Source organism: Paenibacillus sp. PCH8 (assembly GCF_002968835.1).
Taxonomy (GTDB): Bacteria; Bacillota; Bacilli; order Paenibacillales; family Paenibacillaceae; genus Paenibacillus.
The window spans coordinates 695,710-715,359 of the sequence record NZ_PKQK01000002.1; the positions used below are offsets into that span (position 1 = coordinate 695,710).

A 19,650-nucleotide genomic window follows, 5' to 3' on the forward strand; every position below is an offset into this window, starting at 1 on the left:
AGGGAAAGTTCCTTCTTGAACAAGCCTGTTTCTTTACTTTTCATAACTGGATATAACGATTGGTTACGGAGTTATATCCGTTTTCTATCCGAGCAACGAAGAGACATGACGATTACCATTACGCTGGTCGTACTTGTCTGCCGCTGCTCGGGCATATTCCGCAAAATAATCCGCCAGTTTATGCAAATCTCCCGGGTCTCCCTCATAAGGGAAGGACGCAGGTAGACGTAACCGGTATTCCGGGGATTCGTCCACCCAGCGGCGTAACAATGGTGCCGTTCTGGCGTAGTATAACATTTTGGCAAATGGATCTTCATTATCCATCGCGTACACCAGACTTTCTTCCAGCACGTCGATCCCCTTCGCTGGATTGGTGCGTGCAAGGTAGTCCATCTGCTCGGCAAAGCTTCTCACAAAATCATTTTGTCCCTTGATCAGGCGATATCCCTTTTGTTGGTGCTTGTCTGCTTCCGCAGTCCGCCCCAATCGGTAGAGTGGCATCAGGATCTCCGACAACGTAAGATGCGGAATCTCCGCACAGCTCATCCGCCCTTTCAGGATCGGTTTTGCCATTTCAAGCACCTTCTCGTCGTCACCAGCAAGGATGAAATAACGCATCATTTCATCCTGTTCACAGGCTTCACAGTCACTCATAAAGTCTCGATCCATCGTTCTGAACTTGGCATAGCTACTTCCTGCCTCGTCGAGATCCCCAATATCCATGGAGATGCGGAACCGATAATACCAATACGAACGTTCACTGTAGCCAAATGACTTGAAACGCTGTCCGAAGTCCTCAAGCAACTCCATCATTTTATCGCGTGACACTTCCGGGAAACTGGATAGTTTGCCTAGAATCCATTTATACGACCACATTAACGTTTCTTCATCGTATTCTTCGGGTTGTTGGTCGAACTTGCCCAACTGCCAGGAAAAAGCAATCAGTGCTTTCATCGGATAACCGCAGAATGTCGCTGTCTCCACGATCTCCGATCTTGCTTCATATGCCTCTTCCTCCATGCCACTCACATCGGCAACTCTTGCCGCTTCCTCCAGCATACCCAGCTTCGCCGGACCATTAGGCAAGCCGTAGGCTTCGTCCATCAATTCTTCAAAATCCATCTCTGTCTTCATCAGGCATCCCCTTTACGATCTGTATTCGCACGCAAACCCCAATCAATAAAACGAACGATGCCCTGATTCAGCACGTCCAGCTCCTGCCGGTTCATCGCATAATGCCCCATCATCAATGCATTGACATACAGCATCTCAATGGCAATCGGCGTCATCTGGGCATCCGGTGACGTTAGCACACGCTGAATAATCGGATTGTTCACATTCAGGTACAAGGTTGAATATCCCGCCGAACTGATTCCGGAGGATAAGGAGCCAAGGACGGATGAGAACAACTCCGTACTCTCTTCACTTGCTTTTTCCAGCGCACGGAGTGTTGAGGATTCCTGCGAAAGAGTGAACAACACCGGCAGATCCGATGGCTTGAAACCTTTGACCTCTGCCCGACAGCGGAAGCGTTGCAAAGCAGAATCAGCCAGTCGCAACGCGTCATAATACAGATTGCGTTCAGCCGGTGGCACATCCGTGAAGCTCATGGAGACCTGATCCGGCTCTAGCCGTTCCGTGTGTACATTGTGCACAGCCAGCGGCAGTGTCGCCATCAATTCGCTGTCATAGATGTAACCACCGTTAATCACCAGCATCGATTGTGCGGAAGCCACATGATGGATCTGACGGTACTCGTCGACAGAGGACGTGAAATACAACGTCTCGCCTTCATCCATTAGCTCACCCAGTTCCCTGTGACCCCTCGTGCTCTCAAATGGCAACCAGCGGTGAATCATCGCGTAGAATGCTTGATCCTGCACAGCCAGTGCCTTCATGGACAGAGCATGCAGGCGAATCAGCTTCTGTAGCCGCTCCGTCTGGCTCTCGGCCATATCGGCCAGTCCCTTGCGAAGTGCGTCACCGAGTTCGGAGCGAACTTCTTCCAGCTTTTCATTTTCATAAAAATGTTCCCGTGAAGCCGTCGGTTGAAGCTCATCTGTCCAGATCAGACATTTCACAAAGAAAGCCCACTCTGGCAAAATGTTCTCAGCTTTTTCCGAAATCAGCATTCGCTTCAAATACACCCGGTGGGAACGCTTGGCATTCAGATTAACTGCGTGTGGCAGTACAAAAGCAATACCTCCGGTACGACCTGAAGTCGTCGTCAGCGGAATAAAGTCCTGGAACTTCTCGCCAAGCAGACGTTCACCAAAAGCCAACACCTCTGCTCTGCGTGATCGTGCGAGTGCAGGGTCCATCAGCCAGATCGGAGTCTCGCTATTCACCACATGTTGCATACCTTCATGATGCAGCGTGACCGGGTACGGCAATAACGCTCCATAATAGAACAGAGCTTCTTTCACATAATCCGCTTCAAAGTAATGAGCTGCGTCCGGTGTGCAGCGCAGATATACTTTGGTGCCTGGGGACAATTGGATATCCAACTGCCGAATCGTATATGTGCCATCCGGCTTGCCTCGCCACTCCATCGAAGGTCCGCCCTTCGCGGATTGCGTCAGCATGACGATTTCGTGACTCACCATGAAACAAGATAACAAACCGATTCCGAAACGTCCGATAAACGTAGTCTCTCCATCCAGCAACGCTTGCTGCCCCCGCTTCGAGGATTGTCCGATCATTGCCAAAAATTCATGGATGTCAGCTTCAGTCAAGCCGATGCCGTTGTCCTCCACCATCATGGTCCGTTGCTCACCTGTTCCTGTCAGTTCAACACGAACTTCACCCTGATATCCTGGCTCCGCCTCCGTTCTTGCGGTAATCGCATCAGTCGCATTCTGCATCAGTTCGCGCAAGAACACTTTCGGACTGCTATATAGATGGTTGGATAAAATCTGGATCATACCACTCAGGTTCACTTGAAAACGATACTCATTGGATGCTGTCATGACTCACTCACCTTCCTCTACGTCCAAACACAATATGTACCCATATGATGTATTCCTATGGATGTATTAGACGAATTCATTATGTAATCATCAAAACAGATGTTCTACCCTTAAAATAAGGATACATGGTACAGACCATAGTGAAAACAAACCTTAGACCCGATTTGAAGTGGAATTGAGGGTAAGTGCGCACCCTCCATCCGGGACTATTGACACAGGGATACATCTATTTTGTCATCCATTTGAACGATATCATCCTACCGAACGTATAATCTCCAAACTCAGATCGGACGGTGAATGTAGATGATTGAAGTACGCAATATATCCAAGCAATTCAAGGTGTATCAAGCACTGAATGATGTCAGCTTCACAGTTAAAGAAGGTAGCGTCACCGGGTTGATTGGCCCCAACGGTTCGGGTAAAACCACACTGATTCGCATCATGAATGGTGTCTTGGGTGCCTCACGCGGGCAGGTAACCATTAACGGATTGGACGCCGCTCGTGAGACTGAGAAGGTACTGGCCATGTGTGGCACCTTACCGAACATAGTGGTTTATATGACAATATGAGCGGACGAGACAATCTGATTTTTTTCGCAGAGGTATTTGGACTGCAACAAGCCAGAGCACGGATTGACGAGCATGTGCACTTGTTCCACATGGAGGATTACCAGCATCGAAAAGTCGGCACAGCACCGGTATGAAGAAACGCTTGGGCCTTGCCCGCGTACTCTTGCATCGTCCTTCGATTCTGTTTCTGGATGTGCCGATTGAGAAATGGAGGAACGCAGGTTATGATGTGGAGACAGGTACTTTCGGATGATAACAGAGAGGAATGGAACGACAACATGAACTACAGACTCCTGCAAAAATTAAAATATACTCCACATTTAACCGCACAGGAAAAACATATTGTGGATTACATTCTGAACAAGCCTGAAGCAGTCTTTGATTCTACAGCTCATGAACTAGCCAAGCTAACTTATACAAGCGCATCCACCATTGTTCGCTTATGCAAAAAGCTGGGTACCAAGGGGTACCCAGACTTCCAGTTAAAACTTGCTCTTGAATATCAACAGAGGCCAGCTACTTTGCAGACAACACAGGATCACCCGCACAATCCTTCTTTCACCGAACCAGGTAACGTGCTGGCTGCCATCGATACCGTTCCTTACCTGTATCAACAGGCGTTGGACGACACCCGCCGAATGTTAAGTGCTCCCGTTATGCTACGAATCGCGGACTGGGTCAAACAATCCGGACGCATTGATGTCTATGGTAGTGACATGAATTATTATCTGGCTCAACAGGCTTGTGCCAAGTGGAATGAGCTCGGCATTTCTGCCATTGCTCACAACAACGCCAACATGCATTATTTGAACACAATGAACCCCAATAGGCTAACGCTCTCTTTTGTTATATCACAGACGGGCGAGAACCCATCCATGATTGAAGCTGCCAAAGTGCTAAGTAACAAAGAGATGAAAGTCATCGCGGTCACGGGTAAAAACCATTCGACCCTGTCCAGACATTGTGATGAGACACTGCTGGCTTATGGATATAACGAACAATTGAGGCTGTCCAAAATGTCTTCTATGGTCTCCGTTCTATATATTTTCGACATGTTGTACATGGGAAGCATTCAAGATACGTATTAATGCTGATCTGCTGCAAAATCAATTCCGGCATCCTTACGAGCACTCATGAGCACCTTCATCACAGACCGACTGTGTTCCAATAGTTCGTAACACCGTGTATGATCCCCAGTTGCATGCATGTCCCTGAATGCTTCCCACTCATAGTACAACCAATTGGTTCTGTTCTGGGCATTATACACCTCAGCCGGTTCCTCCCCGATCTGTAGCTTGATTTCCCGACAACCGTTCGCTCCCCCTACAACCTGAAGATACCCCTTCTCTCCCTGAATGAGGACAAAGTTCATGCTGTTCGTGTCTTTGGCGCCTACACATTCGGCAATCCATTCCGGGTACTTGAGAACGACAACACCTGATGTATCAATACCATTTGCATGCCGGTTTGCAGTATACGAGACGGAGCTCGGACTACCGAACAGATTCATAACCAAATGAAGGTTATAGATATTGATGTCCATCAGCGCTCCACCAGAGAATTGTGGATTGAATACGTTCGGTGTTTCCCCTGCCAGAAGATCGTTGTATTTGCGCGAGTATTGACTGTAGTTGCACTGAATAAGTTTGATTTGCCCAAGCTTGGGCAGTTGCTCCCGTATGACTTGAATATTGGGCAGATGAATGTTCGAGATCGCTTCAAACAGCAACAGATTCTTTTCTTTGGCAAGTGTAATCAGCGTTTCAGCTTCCTGAAGTGTGGATGTGAACGGTTTTTCACAGACGACATGCTTGCCATGTTGCAGTGCCTGATATGCCTGTTCGTAGTGCATGCTATTCGGTGAAGCAATATAAATGAGATCTACATTCGCATCTGAAAATAGGGATTCCAGGTCCGTATAGATTGTACTTACTCCATACTTACCTGCAAGCTTCTGTGCAGTCTCTCTCTTCCGGGAGTAGATCGCTGTACATGTGACCTCATCCAGTTCATTTATCGCAGATAGGATTACATCCACAATGGTTCCGGTACCCATTGTTGCTATGTTCATCATGTGGTTCGCTCCTGTCATTGATGTATTAGTTTCGTTGAGTGTTATGTTATCATGATCAAGTCAGGCGGAGAATGCCTCGGGAAGGGATTGGCAGCATCATGCGCAATTCGATTTCAGGTATGGATGTACATGAAATTCAATTTCAAGCTTTTCTTTTTCCATGTTCGAGATCTAACATGTCTTCCATTGTTTACCGATATAACATAAGGAAATACCTACATACATATTAGAACGAAAGGGACGATGAATGGATGAACACAAGGTTAACCAACTTGCAGCGCACCATCTGTACTTTGCTATTCTTTACACTGATTGCAGCAGTAACATTGGGAGGTGGAAGTACAACCCAAGCAGCTTCACTCAGCCAATCAACCGTATATTATGAATCCGATGGAGTGTTGTACAAAGTATCTGCAGATGGCAGCAACACAACCGAAGTATTAATTGATTTCGAAGGCGTGGACTTATCCGCGGCTGGTTCTTATCTCTACTACACCCAGACTGCTTCTTCCACAACGTTGCTTAGGGTTCCGAATGACGGATCGAGCGATGCAGCAGAGACATTTGCTACAGATGTACTTAGCTATTATACGGATAACGGATTCATCTATTATCTGGATGCTACAGGCACAATCTACCGCGCCAATGGCGATAGTGACGCTTCGGCTGTTACCCAAATCGCCGACAAGGCAGATACCGATTTTCCTTTTCTCGTAGTCATCAAAGGCCGTGTCTACTATAATGCACTGGTTAATGGAAACACGTGGATCGTGTCCAAAACGTCCAACGGAACAGGAGCTGTACAGCGGATTGCTGCTGGTGCAGTGGAAAGTCGTTATTTTACGAATCAAGGCAAGAATGAACTGCAACTAATGGTCAATACAGACCCCTATGAGCAGTTCTATTCCACCAATGCGGTCGTCATGTACAAGGTGAATTACAACACGGGTAAGGCCACTGCTGTCAATCCCAAAGCCAAACTGGACGTAAATGCTGTTTATTCCGGTGGTTGGGGAAATAATCTTTATGTGTATAACAAAGGAATCGAGCTCGACAGTAACAAGAATTACAATTATGCCAAAGGCAAAGCATTTGCATTAACGACTTCCGCCAAAACGCTTCAGCTTCATACCAAGAGCGTACGTGAAGTCAGCGCACTCGGTACAGACAAGGTTATACTTGTGGATACAGACAAAAAAGCTTATGCCAAAACGGTCTCGGGTAACAAAGTATCCAAGTCCGCCAACCTGAATCTAAGTAATGTAACTTATGTTACAAATCAAATGAACAATGGTCGTCCTACGCTTGCATATTTCTCGGGCAACAATGGTCTCTATTCGGTCAACACGGCTCTCAAGGTTACTAAACTTACTAGTGATGAGTGGGATGCGTTCCAACTAAGAGACGATGTTCCAGGCATGTTCTACATCAATGCCAAAGACCAGTATCGCTTGTATCATGTGCAACCGGGCGGAACAGGTAAAAAAGTGCTGAGTGACGTTTTCCTGGACAATATTCTATTAGTAATACCGAATTAACACATACCCCGTTGATACAGCAGGATGAACGACTCAACAGACTGTCCAGTTCAAAGAGGATTACCATGCAGCCATAATGGCTCGTGGTAACCCTCTTTTTTTGTCGATAACTATTTTTCAAAAACATCTTCCATATGAGAATGATAATTGTTATCATTAAGAAAATAAGACAAAAGGATGGTCCGTATGACTGAACAGTTTCCCTTCATTGCTGAAACCACTTCTCTACCGCTCCTCTCCTCCATGTGCTGTGTGCGTCGTGGGGAGAACTTCCGTGTGCAAGGCAAGACCGTGTCCCGGCCCATGCTCTGTCTTATTTTGCAAGGAGACGGTGTTCTGGCCCTGAATGATACAGTCTATACGGCTCAAGCGGGCAGCTTGTTCGTGTTGAAGCCAGGTACAACCGTCGAGGCCGCTGCACGCTCCAATGTGACCGAATTTATATTATTAAGCATGGATACGGTTCGTCTACAGCAAGTGCGAGGTGAATGGAAAATGACCTCTTCTTCCGACTTCCCTCTGGATTGGCAGACGGGCAGATTGCTGGTTCGTCACGAGCAACAGGTCGTATCCCGTTTGGAATCACTGTACGAAACCTATCGTGGCCTTCAACCGGATCACTTTATCAGCATACATAGCCAGCTGCATGAACTGTTGCAGTTTCTCTCGGAGAACCGGCTGGAAGCCAATTATGAGAAGGTCGACCCTGCCCTGGAACGCAGCATTATGTATATGCGACGTTTCATGAGTGAAGGAATCAGCATGGATCAGCTTGCCAAGATCGCTGGTCTTACTCCCAGCTCCTATTCTCGGAGTTTCAAGAAGGCCAAAGGCATGTCGCCGACCGATTATCTGAATCGTTTACGTATAGAAGAAGCCAAAAAACAGCTGACAGAGGAACATTGTGTCCTCAAAGACATTGCGGTGTCTGTCGGGTATGGCAATGAATATTATTTTAGCCGCAAATTCAAACAAACCTTGGGGATTGCACCCAGCATATATATGAAAAGAGATCAACTTCGGGTAGCTACGGCATCGATCATGGGATTCCATGAGAATCTGACTTCGCTTGGATTGCACCCGGTAGCCGTTTTCGAAGGGGCCCTTGACCGGGAAACAGATGAAAATGAATATGAACGTCGAATAATCGAACAATTCAATCAGCTTCGGCAAGCCAAGCCAGACTTGATCATCGGTGACTTTTACCATAAGCCCTATTATGATCGTCTGAAAAGTATCGCACCAACCCTCTTATTGGAGCCTGCTGAAGACTGGAAATCGCAGCATATGCGCTTGGCTGAACTGGTTGGACGGGAGAAACAGGCATTGCTGCATTTCAAGGAACTGGAGTTTCACAAGTTTGAAGCAGGCCCGAGCCTGCAATCTTATTTTGGAACGGCGCGTATCGCTCTGATGGAGATTACGAATCAGTTTATCCGATTACAGGGAGCCAATGAGCATCCGTTAAACAACCTGTTATATGACGAATTGGGACTTCAACGTGCCCAGCTTCTACCTCCCGATATCTCCAGATATGAGTATACAGCGGATAGTATCCCATTGCTCGACACGGATTTCCTGTTTGTTCATCGTGCTTCGCTTCAGCCTGCCAGTGAAAAGGCATTCCGACGCATGAAGCAAACGGCATCATGGAATCGATCCACTGCCGTGTTGCATGGTAACGTTCACGATATCTCGAATTGGCATCTGTTATGCTGGAATCCAGAAGGCCGTCTGCAGATCTTGAACGAACTGCAACAGATTATCCAGCAGGCTAGTGCTTATCCACATGCAAGTTTAATTATGATTGGACCCTAGTCTCCAAAAGCAGATACACGCCGAAACGACGTGAGTACATTCTCCCTCTACAGATCGCATTTCTTCATTATATTTAACAAGCCAAAGGGCCCTCTCCTATGATGGAAAGGGCCCTGAACATGCAATTATAATTGTTCCTTGATCTCTTCCTTTGGAACAAGCTTGTATATCTCTTCATTTTCCATGGTATCAATCAAGCGATCCAACCATTTGTAATATGCTTCCGCTTGCAAAACCTTATGTTTGTCTTCCATCAGGATGTGGATCAGTTCAGCATCTGCCTGCTCATCCAGATTTTCGACTAAGCGATTCAGTTCGTCAATCGATTTCCGTAGAATCTGAAGGTTACTCTCCACGGCTTTTCTCCATTTAATCGCGAAATAATCCGTAAACGTCTGATGCCAGTCATATTCCACTTCATATAGGTCTTTCCTGGAGCCTTTACTCCATACTTTATTCACCATTTTCAAATCCAGCAGTGTTCGTACACCTGTACTCATACTCGTTTTGCTCATTTCCATTTCACGGCCCATATCATCAAGGGTCATTGGTTTGTCTGCAAAAAATAGCAATCCATATAAGTGTCCCGTGGACAACGTAACGCCGTAGAGATCCATATTACGTCCAATGGCTTCAATCACACGTTTACGAATCCTCAGCACGGTTGCCTGCTGTTCCTCTTGTAAATGGTCCAAGCCCATGCTTGCAACCTCCATTCTGACATTCCCAGTCTTGGCAAAATAAATGCAACACTTCAAAGTCCTGCTTACATGGGAAAGCATCCGGCCGGACATCCTATATGCCAGAGGGCTTTCTTTCACCCAATGTATGAAAATGGGAACTTTACCAAAGTTACATTTGCCTACAACTATCTTTTAACCAATAAAAACAGCTTCAATTCAGCTCATTTTCTATTGTAGGAAAAGAGATGTCAAATGTAAAGCTGCCTTATTATGCAGAATAAGGAGATAGGCGGAGCATATGGAAGTAAAACTTTGTACAGTTTTTACTGTACAAACATTATGTACTGTTTATTCAGTTGCTATACGGGGTAAGTATTGATAGAATACAAAACGTTACCCAGAAAGACGGGAAGCGAAGCAACGATTACCGGATTTCGTGGCTGGGCGCACAAGTGTATGGGCTTGTGGATGCTGTAAGCCGTTCGAAGTGCACAACACATCAGAAGGGGTGAAAACATGACCATACTTGAAGTAAAAAACGTAAGTAAACTGTTTGGCCCCCAAACCGAGCAAGGTCTGCAATTACTGGAGCAAGGTTGGGGCAAAGAAAAGTTGGCCAAAGAAAAACAGATAACGGTTGGTGTCAACCGGGTCAACATGGAGATTCAGGAAGGTGAAATCTTTGTTATTATGGGACTGTCCGGAAGTGGTAAATCCACACTGGTACGGATGTTCAATCGTCTGATTGAACCAACATCCGGAGAAATTCTGGTCCATGGTAAAGATCTACGCAAATTGAACAAAGAACAATTGCGCGAAGTGCGCCGGAAAACGATCAGTATGGTATTCCAGAAGTTCGCGTTATTCCCGCACCGTACCGTTCTCGATAATGTGGAGTATGGACTGGAAGTACAGAAGGTAGATAAGGAAGTGCGCCGCGAGAAGGCGAGAACCTCACTTGAGTTGGTTGGCCTTAAAGGCTGGGAAGATAAGATGCCAGATGAACTCAGTGGCGGGATGCAGCAACGTGTAGGTTTGGCACGTGCGCTTGCCAATGATCCGGAAATACTTCTAATGGATGAAGCCTTCAGTGCACTTGATCCATTGATTCGCCGTGATATGCAGGATGAGTTGATTGAGCTTCAGGATAAAATGAAAAAAACGATTATTTTCATTACCCATGACTTGGACGAAGCGCTGCGCATCGGCGATCGTATTGCCCTCATGAAAGACGGCGCAGTCGTGCAGATCGGTACACCGGAAGAAATCATGATTCAACCGGCCAACTCTTACGTGGCCCGCTTCGTCGAAGACGTGGACTTGTCCAAGGTCCTTACTGCAGCTCATGTAATGCGTCGCCCTGAAACGATTACGCTTGACCGTGGTCCTCGTGTTGCTCTCGAATTAATGCGCGAACGTGGTATTTCCAACCTGTTTGTCATTGACCGTTCGATCAAACTGCTCGGTGTCATTACAGCAGAAGATGCAACTCGTGCGATGCGCGAAAATAAAGTGTTGAACGACATTCTGATCACGGACGGGCCGACTGTTTCTCCTGAGACCCTGATTCATGAATTGTTCGAAATTGTAAGTTCAGCCCATGTGCCGCTCGCTGTTGTTGGCGAAACCGGCCGTCTGCAAGGTGTTATCGTCCGCGGTGCCCTGCTTGGCGCACTAAGCGGTGAAGTTGCAGTAAAGGAGGAACTTGCGAATGATTCCCAAAATACCACTAGCATCGTGGATTGAATCCATCGTTGACTGGATGAGCACCTCGCTCTCCGGTTTGTTCAAAGTCATTTCTGTCGTTATTCAGGAGGTTGTTGGATTCTTCTCCGGGTTGTTCTTGCTGCCCCATCCACTCTTGTTTATCGCGATCCTGGGAGTACTTGCATTTCTTGTTGGTCGACTCCCGCTTACCCTATTCACGGTTATTGGGTTCTTGCTTGTAGATAACCTGGGATACTGGTCCCAATCGATGGACACACTCGGATTGGTTATTACATCTGGATTGGTCTCGATCCTGCTGGGTGTTCCGATCGGAATCTGGCTGGCATATAGCAAAACCGCAGCTCGCATTATCACGCCACTGCTTGACTTTATGCAGACGATGCCTGCATTTGTCTACTTGCTGCCTGCGGTTACGTTCTTTAGCCTTGGTGTCGTTCCAGGTGTTATCGCATCCGTTATCTTTGCGATTCCGCCAACCATTCGTCTGACTCACCTTGGGATTAGACAGGTATCTGGCGAATTGGTGGAAGCAGCTGATGCATTCGGCTCGACTTCCATGCAAAAGTTGTTCAAAGTACAATTACCATTGGCATTACCTACTGTAATGTCAGGGATTAACCAAACCATCATGCTGTCCCTTTCCATGGTTGTTATTGCATCCATGATCGGTGCACAGGGTATTGGTGCGGAAGTATACCGTGCGGTAACACAGCTTCAGATCGGTAAAGGATTCGAAGCAGGTCTTGCTGTTGTTGTACTCGCGATTGTACTTGACCGTTTTACACAGAATCTGTTCATGCCAGGTCGCAAAAAGACTTCACGTATTACTACGAAGCAAAAAGCATGGATTACTGCTGCGGCAACACTAGTTGTGCTTGTAGCTGGTTTCTCCCAATACTTCGTTGGTGGCAACACTTCTGCAGGTGGCAACAATGCACCAGCCAATGCTGTAGGTGAGGAAGTCAAATATCAGATTATCGGTATTGACCCAGGCGCAGGCATTATGAAGTCCGCTGCCAAAGCGATTGAGGACTACAAGCTGACTGACTGGACTCTCATTGAAGGCTCTGGTGCAGCGATGACAGCCACACTGGACAAAGCACTCAAAAATGAAGATCCAATCATCATTACAGGTTGGACTCCACACTGGATGTTCAACAAATATGATCTTAAATATCTGGAAGATCCCCAAAAGTCCTTCGGTGATGCTGAAGAAATTCATACCATTGCTCGTAAAGGTCTGAAAAAAGATCATCCGGTTGCCTTCGAATTCCTGTCCCGTTTCCAATGGACATCCGATGAAATGGGCGAGATGATGACTGCCATTCAGGATGGTACATCTCCGGAAGAAGCAGCTAAAGCTTATGCCGAGAAACATGCGGATCAGATTAACGAATGGACCAAAGGTCTGACTCCGGTGAACGGCGTTGCATTCAAACTTAGTTATGTTGCCTGGGATTCCGAAATCGCCAGCACTAACTTGCTGAAATATGTGATGGAAAATAAACTCGGTTATAAAGTTAATGCTCTCCAAGTGGAAGCTGGACCCATGTGGACCGGCGTTGCCTCAGGCGACGTAGATGCCTCTCCAGCAGCTTGGCTGCCATTGACACACGCTGACTACTGGGAACGTTACAAAGACCAGGTGGACGATCTGGGTGCCAATATGACGGGTGTACGCACAGGTCTCGTCGTTCCAAGTTACATGACTGAAGTAAACTCCATTGCAGATCTGGAGACAGGTGCCACTTCTTCTACTCCATCGGCAAGTGCCAATGTGGGCAATGATGTGAACCACCAGATTATCGGTATCGATCCAGGTGCCGGTATTATGAAATCTACAGCCAGTGCGATTGAAACCTACGGTCTGACGAACTGGAAACTGGTTGAAGGATCAGGAGCCGCAATGACCGCTACACTGGACAAAGCCGTTAAAAATGAAGAACCTATTATTGTTACCGGTTGGACTCCCCATTGGATGTTCAACGCGTATGACCTGAAATATCTGGACGATCCAGAAGGCGTTTACGGTGAAGCTGAACAGATTCATACGATTGCCCGTAAAGGGTTAAAAGAAGACAAACCTGTCGCTTATGAATTCCTTGATCGCTTCTCCTGGACAACAGAAGATATGGGTGAAATCATGGTAGCTATTCAAAACGGAGAAGATGCTCAACAAGCTGCGGCGGCTTATGCAGAGAAGCATAGTGACCAAGTGGCTGAGTGGACCAAAGGTCTGACCCCCGTGAATGGTGAGCCTATCAAACTAAGTTATGTAGCCTGGGACTCCGAAATTGCAAGTACTAACTTGCTGGAGTATGTTCTAAGAGAAAAACTCGGTTACAACGTCACTTCACTTCAAGTTGAGATTGGTCCAATGTGGACCGGAATCGCCAACGGTGATGTGGATGCAACTCCAGCCGCATGGTTGCCACTCACTTCTGCAGATTATTTCAACAAATACAAGGATCAGATCGATGATCTGGGTCCGAATATGGACGGTGCCAAAACAGGTCTGGTTGTACCAGCCTACATGGACATCAAGTCCATTAAAGATTTGAAAGATAATTAAACCAGATTGAGATGCATAAACCTGAATTTGGTAAAAAGACCACCGAAATTTTCTTCGGTGGTCTTTTTCTGTCATCTTTTTCTTTTTTCTGTTGTCATTCTAAGGCTATCTTGGGCTACGTGAAATTACACGTTCTTCGCTCTTAACGTTTGTCACTGAGACTCGCTTGCTGACATTAGCAGGGTCACCACTTCAGCACGCGTCGCTTCGGCGAGTGGGTTAAACCTGTTTTCCCCTGTTCCCTTCACCAGTCCTGCATCATAGGCAGCAGCGATATATGGAATGGCCCAAGCGGGTACTTTATCTGCATCCGTAAAGCTCAGTGCCGGATTGGACTGTACCGGAAGACCGAGTGCTCTTACGAGCATAACCGTCATCTCTACCCGCGATACTTTGCCCGATGAACGGAAGGTATCATCCGTATACCCGCTAATGATCCCTTGCTCTACTGCCTGAGCAATAAAGGATTGTGCCCACGCAGGTATGCCAGCAGCATCCTTAAAAGTCAATGCCTTGTTGCTGGCCGGAAGTTCAAATGCTCTTGCCAGCATAACAATGAATTCGGCGCGTGTGGCTGGTGCATTCGGACGGAAATTACCATCTTGATACCCGTTCACAATTCCCCGGGAAATGGCCTGCTCAATAGCAGCCGCAGCCCAGTGATTCCCGATATCTTTCGGGTCTACGACCGGAGTCGTCGGATTCGTACCTCCCCCATTACCAGGAACGGTTGGCGTAGTTGGGTTGGTTGGCGTAGTTGGAGTTACAGGCTGAGTAGGTGTTGCAGATCCTCCACCACTGTTACCACTGCCCGGATTACTGCCATTATTGCCACCACCATTACCAGGATTGCTTCCATTCCCGTCCCCAGGAAGTGGCGTGCCCTTCAGTTCCGTACTGCGTCCTTCCGTCTTTTGATCGACTGTACCTACACGGTCCAGATGTTCATGGAAGATTTCATAATCGACAAGATTCAATTCGTAGAATCGATTATCATCTTTCGCCGTTCTCATCGCACGATAGAAGTCTCCACCGTTAGCCATGAATGAATTGGTAGCGACGATATAGTACCCGTTCGGATCGATATCCGAGTACGTACCATCTGCATTCTTAATCTGAACTTTGACCACACGTTGACCCACTTGGGTCACGGTATTGGTCGTGGCATCAATCTTCTCGCCTGGCTTCGTGGAATCGTAGTAGAACCGCATGCCTGCTACTTGGGGGAAGCGCCCTTCTCCCGTTTCCACACCACTAACGCCATTTTCCAGCGCGGCTGTGATTTCCTTGCCCGTCATTTTCAACGCAGACAGGTTATTACCGAATGACAAAACATTCAGCAGGTTTTCCAGAGTAATGTCTCCTTTTTGGAGTGAAGCCCGAATACCTCCACCGTTTTGGATAGCGACATATCCTTTGACGTCGTTTTCCTTCACAATAGATTTCACTTTCTCCAACATGCCGTCCGTCATGAAGTTTCCTAAATTGGTTTCCTGTTTCCGCACAGTACCACGTTCTCCATCCAGGAAGACATTCGTTTTACCGATAATCGTTTTCTTGAACTGTTCCAACTGAGGCGCATATTCTTTCAGCTTGTTTGCGGCTTCCACATCATCAACATAGATGAATTGGTTGGCAGCATCTTTTGCATCCAGACTCAACAATTTGCCGTTCCACTTCTTCAATATACCGGCTTCATCAAACGTAACATCCAATTGACCAAGAGAAACGTCATATTCCCCAGTTTGCACAACCAATGTTGGCTCATCCTCGCTGCCCACAACAATCGGTTCTTTCAGAATAGTGTGTGAATGCCCACCTACCACAATATCGATTCCTTCTACAGCTTCAGCCAATTTGAGATCCTCTGAGTAGCCAAGGTGAGTCAAAGCAATGATTTTATTGATACCTTCATTTTGCAGCATCTGTACAGTTGCTTGTGCACTTGCCTTATAATCTACAAACTTCAAGTCATCTCCTGGTGAAGAAAGAGATACCGTGTCCGGTGTCGTCAGTCCGAAAATACCGACTCGCTCACCATTCACTTCCGTAATAATCGCCGGATAGATTTCGGCTTTCACACCCGGATCACCGATGCTATTATTGTACAGATTACTCAAACTCGCATCTTTTGAATAATCAATATTAGCACTCACGAACGGAAACTCCGCTTTCTCAACAAATGCTTTCAGTACGCTTGTACCTTTATCAAACTCATGGTTACCAAAAGTCATGGCATCGTATCCGATCATGTTCATGAACTCCAGATCAGCCAGACCGTTAAACAGATTGAAGTACAATGTGCCTGAGAAAACGTCCCCTGCATCCAGCACTAGGGTATTATCATTGCGTGCTTCCTTAATAGCTGTTACACGGCGCGGGATATTATCCAGATGCGCATGGGTATCGTTCGTGTGCAATACACGCAGGTTGAAGTCCCCTTCTTCCACAGCATCTCCGATACTCAGTTGTGCAAGCAGTGGGTCATGGTCACTCACCCGTCCATCCGCTGTTTCAAAATCGGCATTCACATGTATGACTTCAATGGCTGCTGTCTCAGTCAGATTTTTACTCACCAGAATGTGATCCAGTGTCTGAGAGTTACCGTCATAGATGTAGGAGTACCGCTGATTTTCTGGCAGTTCGTTTACCAGATTGTCCAGTTCATTACCTTCAACAATGTTCAAGGTATTCGAGAATTGGAAGTCATTGAAATCACCGAGAACAGCAACATTTACCTTAGGGTCTTTGTTCAGTAAATCTTTCACAAAGCCATTCACCAATGCAGCTTGCTTGGCACGTTGAACTTCACTGCTTCGAGTCGCAGGTTGTATGCTTCCAAACGGTTTCAGGTCTCCACCTTTGGAATTGAAGTGGTTGGCAATCACCACTACACGTTCACCATTGAATTCAAATTCCGCGGCAAGTGGTTTGCGGGAGCTGGCGAACGCCTCGTCTCCCGGTGCAATACGACCCGGATTGTTAGAGAGACTGCCGTCTGCTTTGACTGTGATCGCTGTCGTAGCATTTCCTTTTCCGATACCAGTAGCCAACGATACACGGTTCGGTTGATACAGGAACCCTACTCGAATGTTGGCACCCGGTGCCCCGCCATCTTTGTTATTTTCGGGAGAAATCTCACTATATCGATATGTTGGTCCTTTGTTCCCTTTGATTGCATCAATTAGAGTCTGAAAACTCTCATTAGCTGCCGCTGTACCTGTGTCGGCATCGCCATCGTTATCCTGAACTTCCATAATGCCAATGATGTCTGGCGTGTTCAGATTATCCACGATGATTTTACCGATTTTATTGGCTCGTGTTGCATCTTTTTTGCTGAAGTTCTCCACATTAAACGTGGCAATGGTCAGTTTATCTGCTGCTTTTTCAATGGAACTGGTCGCTTGCTTCGTTATTCCCGGGATGACTGCTGGCAAATTCCCTTCAGGACTCACCTTGAAATTACCGCTAGAGTATGTCATTACTCCGATTACGTTACCATCCAACTTATCGCCTGTTTTTACTGCTTTGGTAGGTTTCTTGCTGATAAACAGACGCTGCGGATTGAGATCACTCTCATTTAAACCTTTCTTGTTATCGGTCAGAATAACACCACCATTAGGTGTGCGAAGCGGGTTGTTCTCACCATTATCCACAACAACGGCCAGCCCCGGTTGACTGGAGTACGGACCTATAATTTCAGGCTTTTCCAGTTCAACACGCATGCCTTCCAGACTTTCATAGAAGTCTATCGCATCCGTCTCGGGATTAAATTCTGTAAAAGAGTCCGAATCAATGACTGTTGGAATGACTCGTCCATTGACACCCAACTCCACAGGTGCAGGTAGATCGACTTTTTCGAACATTTTTACAATGGTACTCGCCGTAATTTGTGTGGTGGTTAATTCGTTAACCGCCCCATATTCCGTTACTTTCCCAGATACCTTTACCTGGTTGCCAACGGCAATTCCATAGCTCGATTTATATATCTGAATGGCTTCAGAAGTCCGAACATCCTCGTCAATCTCATCCGGAAGCTCTTGCATGTAAAAACTGCTTGTACTGACGGATGTAACAATACCTTCGATATCCTTAACATCGTATCCGTTAAAAACAGAGGTATGTCCTGCTCCCTGAATATCATGGATACGCAAGTTTTCTTTATCAGGAAGGACTTGATACGTAAAGGTGTACACTGCACTGGATTGTCCATTAAGAATGGCAACAGCCTTGATTACGATGTCTTGATCAATCACCAATGAGCTGTTATACACGGCCGAAGAAGAAGTAGGCTCTGTTCGATCCGTTGTGTAATGTACGACTGCGCCCTTGGCTGGAGAGGTTAATGTGACTTCATTGTTTCGGGGAATCCCGCCGGATGGAACACTTGCCATCACAGACAGGCTATTTTCTACAACATCTGCAGCTGTTCTAGGCAAAATCTCTAATCCGTAATTACTGTTGAAAGTCAGCACACCCTGCACATATTCGTAGGTTTTGCCGACCGTTAGCGCTGTAGGAGAGTTTTTGGCATAAATCGTCATCTCTGCACCATGGCTATCCGTAGCGTAGAACGTCGAACTACTGCCCCGTGTTACCTGAATATTTCTTACTTCGACAAACATCCCCTCATACTTTTCACCTGGACCTTTGTTAGTTTGATCTGTTGGTCTAACAAAGTCTGTGGACACCATATTTTGGGGTCCGGGGAGTGTTACATTTTGCTCAGTTACCTTCATGTATCCTTCGGTAAAACCTGACTTATCCTTCTCAATCTGAACGAGTCCGCTGTAATGGGTAATTGGACCATATACTTCAATGCGATCCCCCACGTCAACTTGATTCTTCGCTCGGACTACAATGCCAGCTTCTTTATCTTGAATATAATAATTCGTGAATTCTCCAGAGAGTTCACTGTACGTTACGACACCTGAAACAACTACATTTGTATTTGGTGCAAGTACTCGCGCATCAGCAATAGATATGATTCCAGTTCCGTCTGCTTCCTGCACTTCTGAGTTATCCGTCTCAGCTGGTTCATCACTTTCAGTTTCATCCAAATTATCCTCTTCGGTAGACGGAGACACTGTCCCCTCCAGATCTGACGATTCTTCAGTCGGGACAGCATCCGATATGGAGGTCTCCTGATCACTTGTATGCGGCTGCTCTGTCACTACACTTTCCTCATCAGCGTATGCGATACGACTTAATCCACCGATTGGTGCCGCACCTGTAACGACAAGAACAAAAACCAGAAACCCTTGTGTCCAACGCTTCACTTGCTTGTTCTTCATTCGTCCTACCCCCATGTTTTCAACTTGGCAATCATTTGTTCAGACAACTTGTACATTAGTTCAAATATAAGATAACTGAATAACAGACAGGTGTAAACAATATTTCTTCGTTATGAAATAAAATAGAACATGTACATTACACAATTAAACTAAATCATATAATTCTCTTTTAAATAGGACTAATAACAGCTCTTAAATGTGACTTTCTGAACCTTACATCTCTCATGCCTGTGCATAAAAGACTATTTTACGTTAGGTAAGTTAACATATAAAATATGAATCGTTTAGCACTTCGACATTTAGTGACAGCACCAATCTATCCTTTTTCAAGAGAAATCAGACTTGAGGCTTATAGCAAATTTCAAGACAGGCATAGTAATACGACGATCATTACTGATCGCCGC

The 19,650-nt window shown here is 46.3% G+C and carries 13 protein-coding genes; 8 read left to right on the forward strand and 5 right to left on the reverse strand.

What is annotated here, in order from left to right; all coding sequences use genetic code 11:
* Positions 1-84: 84 nt before the first annotated feature.
* Together C0Q44_RS15955 and C0Q44_RS15960 are read right to left on the reverse strand one after the other, a co-directional pair.
* Positions 85-1,134: a hypothetical protein gene (locus tag C0Q44_RS15955; protein WP_105408252.1), complete on the reverse strand. Its 1,050-nt coding sequence runs from the start codon at positions 1,132-1,134 to the stop codon at positions 85-87.
* A complete protein-coding gene (locus C0Q44_RS15960) occupies positions 1,134-2,969 on the reverse strand; it encodes an HSP90 family protein (RefSeq protein WP_105408253.1) in 1,836 nt (611 codons plus the stop codon). The genes C0Q44_RS15955 and C0Q44_RS15960 overlap by 1 nt, the downstream gene beginning before the upstream one ends.
* 303 nt (positions 2,970-3,272) lie before the next feature.
* Between C0Q44_RS15960 and C0Q44_RS15965 the strand changes: the two genes are divergently transcribed.
* Genes C0Q44_RS15965 through C0Q44_RS15970 form a run of 4 tightly spaced genes read left to right on the forward strand, consistent with a single transcriptional unit; the run spans position 3,273 to position 4,627 of the window.
* Positions 3,273-3,539: an ATP-binding cassette domain-containing protein gene (locus C0Q44_RS15965; protein ID WP_105408254.1), complete on the forward strand. Its 267-nt coding sequence runs from the start codon at positions 3,273-3,275 to the stop codon at positions 3,537-3,539.
* The gene (locus C0Q44_RS30235; RefSeq protein ID WP_181151023.1) at positions 3,536-3,673 is read left to right on the forward strand and encodes a hypothetical protein; all 138 of its coding nucleotides are present in this window, start codon (positions 3,536-3,538) and stop codon (positions 3,671-3,673) included. The genes C0Q44_RS15965 and C0Q44_RS30235 overlap by 4 nt, the downstream gene beginning before the upstream one ends.
* Positions 3,670-3,792 carry a hypothetical protein gene (locus C0Q44_RS31040; RefSeq protein ID WP_258166358.1) on the forward strand — a complete coding sequence of 41 codons (123 nt, stop codon included), beginning with the start codon at positions 3,670-3,672 and terminating at the stop codon, positions 3,790-3,792. Before C0Q44_RS30235 ends, C0Q44_RS31040 begins: the two co-directional genes overlap by 4 nt.
* Positions 3,764-4,627, forward strand: a complete 864-nt coding sequence (locus C0Q44_RS15970; RefSeq protein ID WP_258166359.1) for a MurR/RpiR family transcriptional regulator — start codon at positions 3,764-3,766, stop codon at positions 4,625-4,627. The genes C0Q44_RS31040 and C0Q44_RS15970 overlap by 29 nt, the downstream gene beginning before the upstream one ends.
* On the opposite strand, the gene C0Q44_RS15975 is transcribed toward C0Q44_RS15970, so the two are convergent.
* Entirely contained in the window at positions 4,624-5,610 is a 987-nt protein-coding gene (locus C0Q44_RS15975) for a Gfo/Idh/MocA family protein (RefSeq protein ID WP_105408516.1), read from the reverse strand. The two genes, C0Q44_RS15970 and C0Q44_RS15975, sit on opposite strands and share 4 nt — an antisense overlap.
* A 254-nt stretch (positions 5,611-5,864) precedes the next feature.
* On the opposite strand from C0Q44_RS15975, the gene C0Q44_RS15980 reads away from it, so the two are divergent.
* Both C0Q44_RS15980 and C0Q44_RS15985 read left to right on the forward strand, forming a co-directional pair.
* Positions 5,865-7,151 (forward strand): DUF5050 domain-containing protein, encoded by a 1,287-nt coding sequence (locus C0Q44_RS15980; RefSeq protein ID WP_105408255.1) that lies wholly within the window; start codon positions 5,865-5,867, stop codon positions 7,149-7,151.
* A gap of 186 nt (positions 7,152-7,337) precedes the next feature.
* On the forward strand, positions 7,338-8,969 hold the full coding sequence (locus tag C0Q44_RS15985) for a helix-turn-helix domain-containing protein (protein ID WP_181151024.1): 1,632 nt from the start codon (positions 7,338-7,340) through the stop codon (positions 8,967-8,969).
* Positions 8,970-9,094: 125 nt separating this feature from the next.
* On the opposite strand, the gene C0Q44_RS15990 is transcribed toward C0Q44_RS15985, so the two are convergent.
* Entirely contained in the window at positions 9,095-9,670 is a 576-nt protein-coding gene (locus C0Q44_RS15990; RefSeq protein ID WP_105408257.1) for a GbsR/MarR family transcriptional regulator, read from the reverse strand.
* Between the two features lie 498 nt (positions 9,671-10,168).
* Between C0Q44_RS15990 and C0Q44_RS15995 the strand changes: the two genes are divergently transcribed.
* Positions 10,169-11,398, forward strand: coding sequence for a quaternary amine ABC transporter ATP-binding protein (locus C0Q44_RS15995; RefSeq protein ID WP_105408258.1), 1,230 nt, complete (start codon positions 10,169-10,171; stop codon positions 11,396-11,398).
* Positions 11,364-13,952: a glycine betaine ABC transporter substrate-binding protein gene (locus C0Q44_RS16000; RefSeq protein ID WP_105408259.1), complete on the forward strand. Its 2,589-nt coding sequence runs from the start codon at positions 11,364-11,366 to the stop codon at positions 13,950-13,952. Before C0Q44_RS15995 ends, C0Q44_RS16000 begins: the two co-directional genes overlap by 35 nt.
* Before the next feature lie 152 nt (positions 13,953-14,104).
* Here C0Q44_RS16000 and C0Q44_RS16005 read toward each other — a convergent pair whose 3' ends face one another.
* Positions 14,105-19,246, reverse strand: a complete 5,142-nt coding sequence (locus tag C0Q44_RS16005; RefSeq protein WP_181151025.1) for an S-layer homology domain-containing protein — start codon at positions 19,244-19,246, stop codon at positions 14,105-14,107.
* Positions 19,247-19,650: the final 404 nt, after the last annotated feature.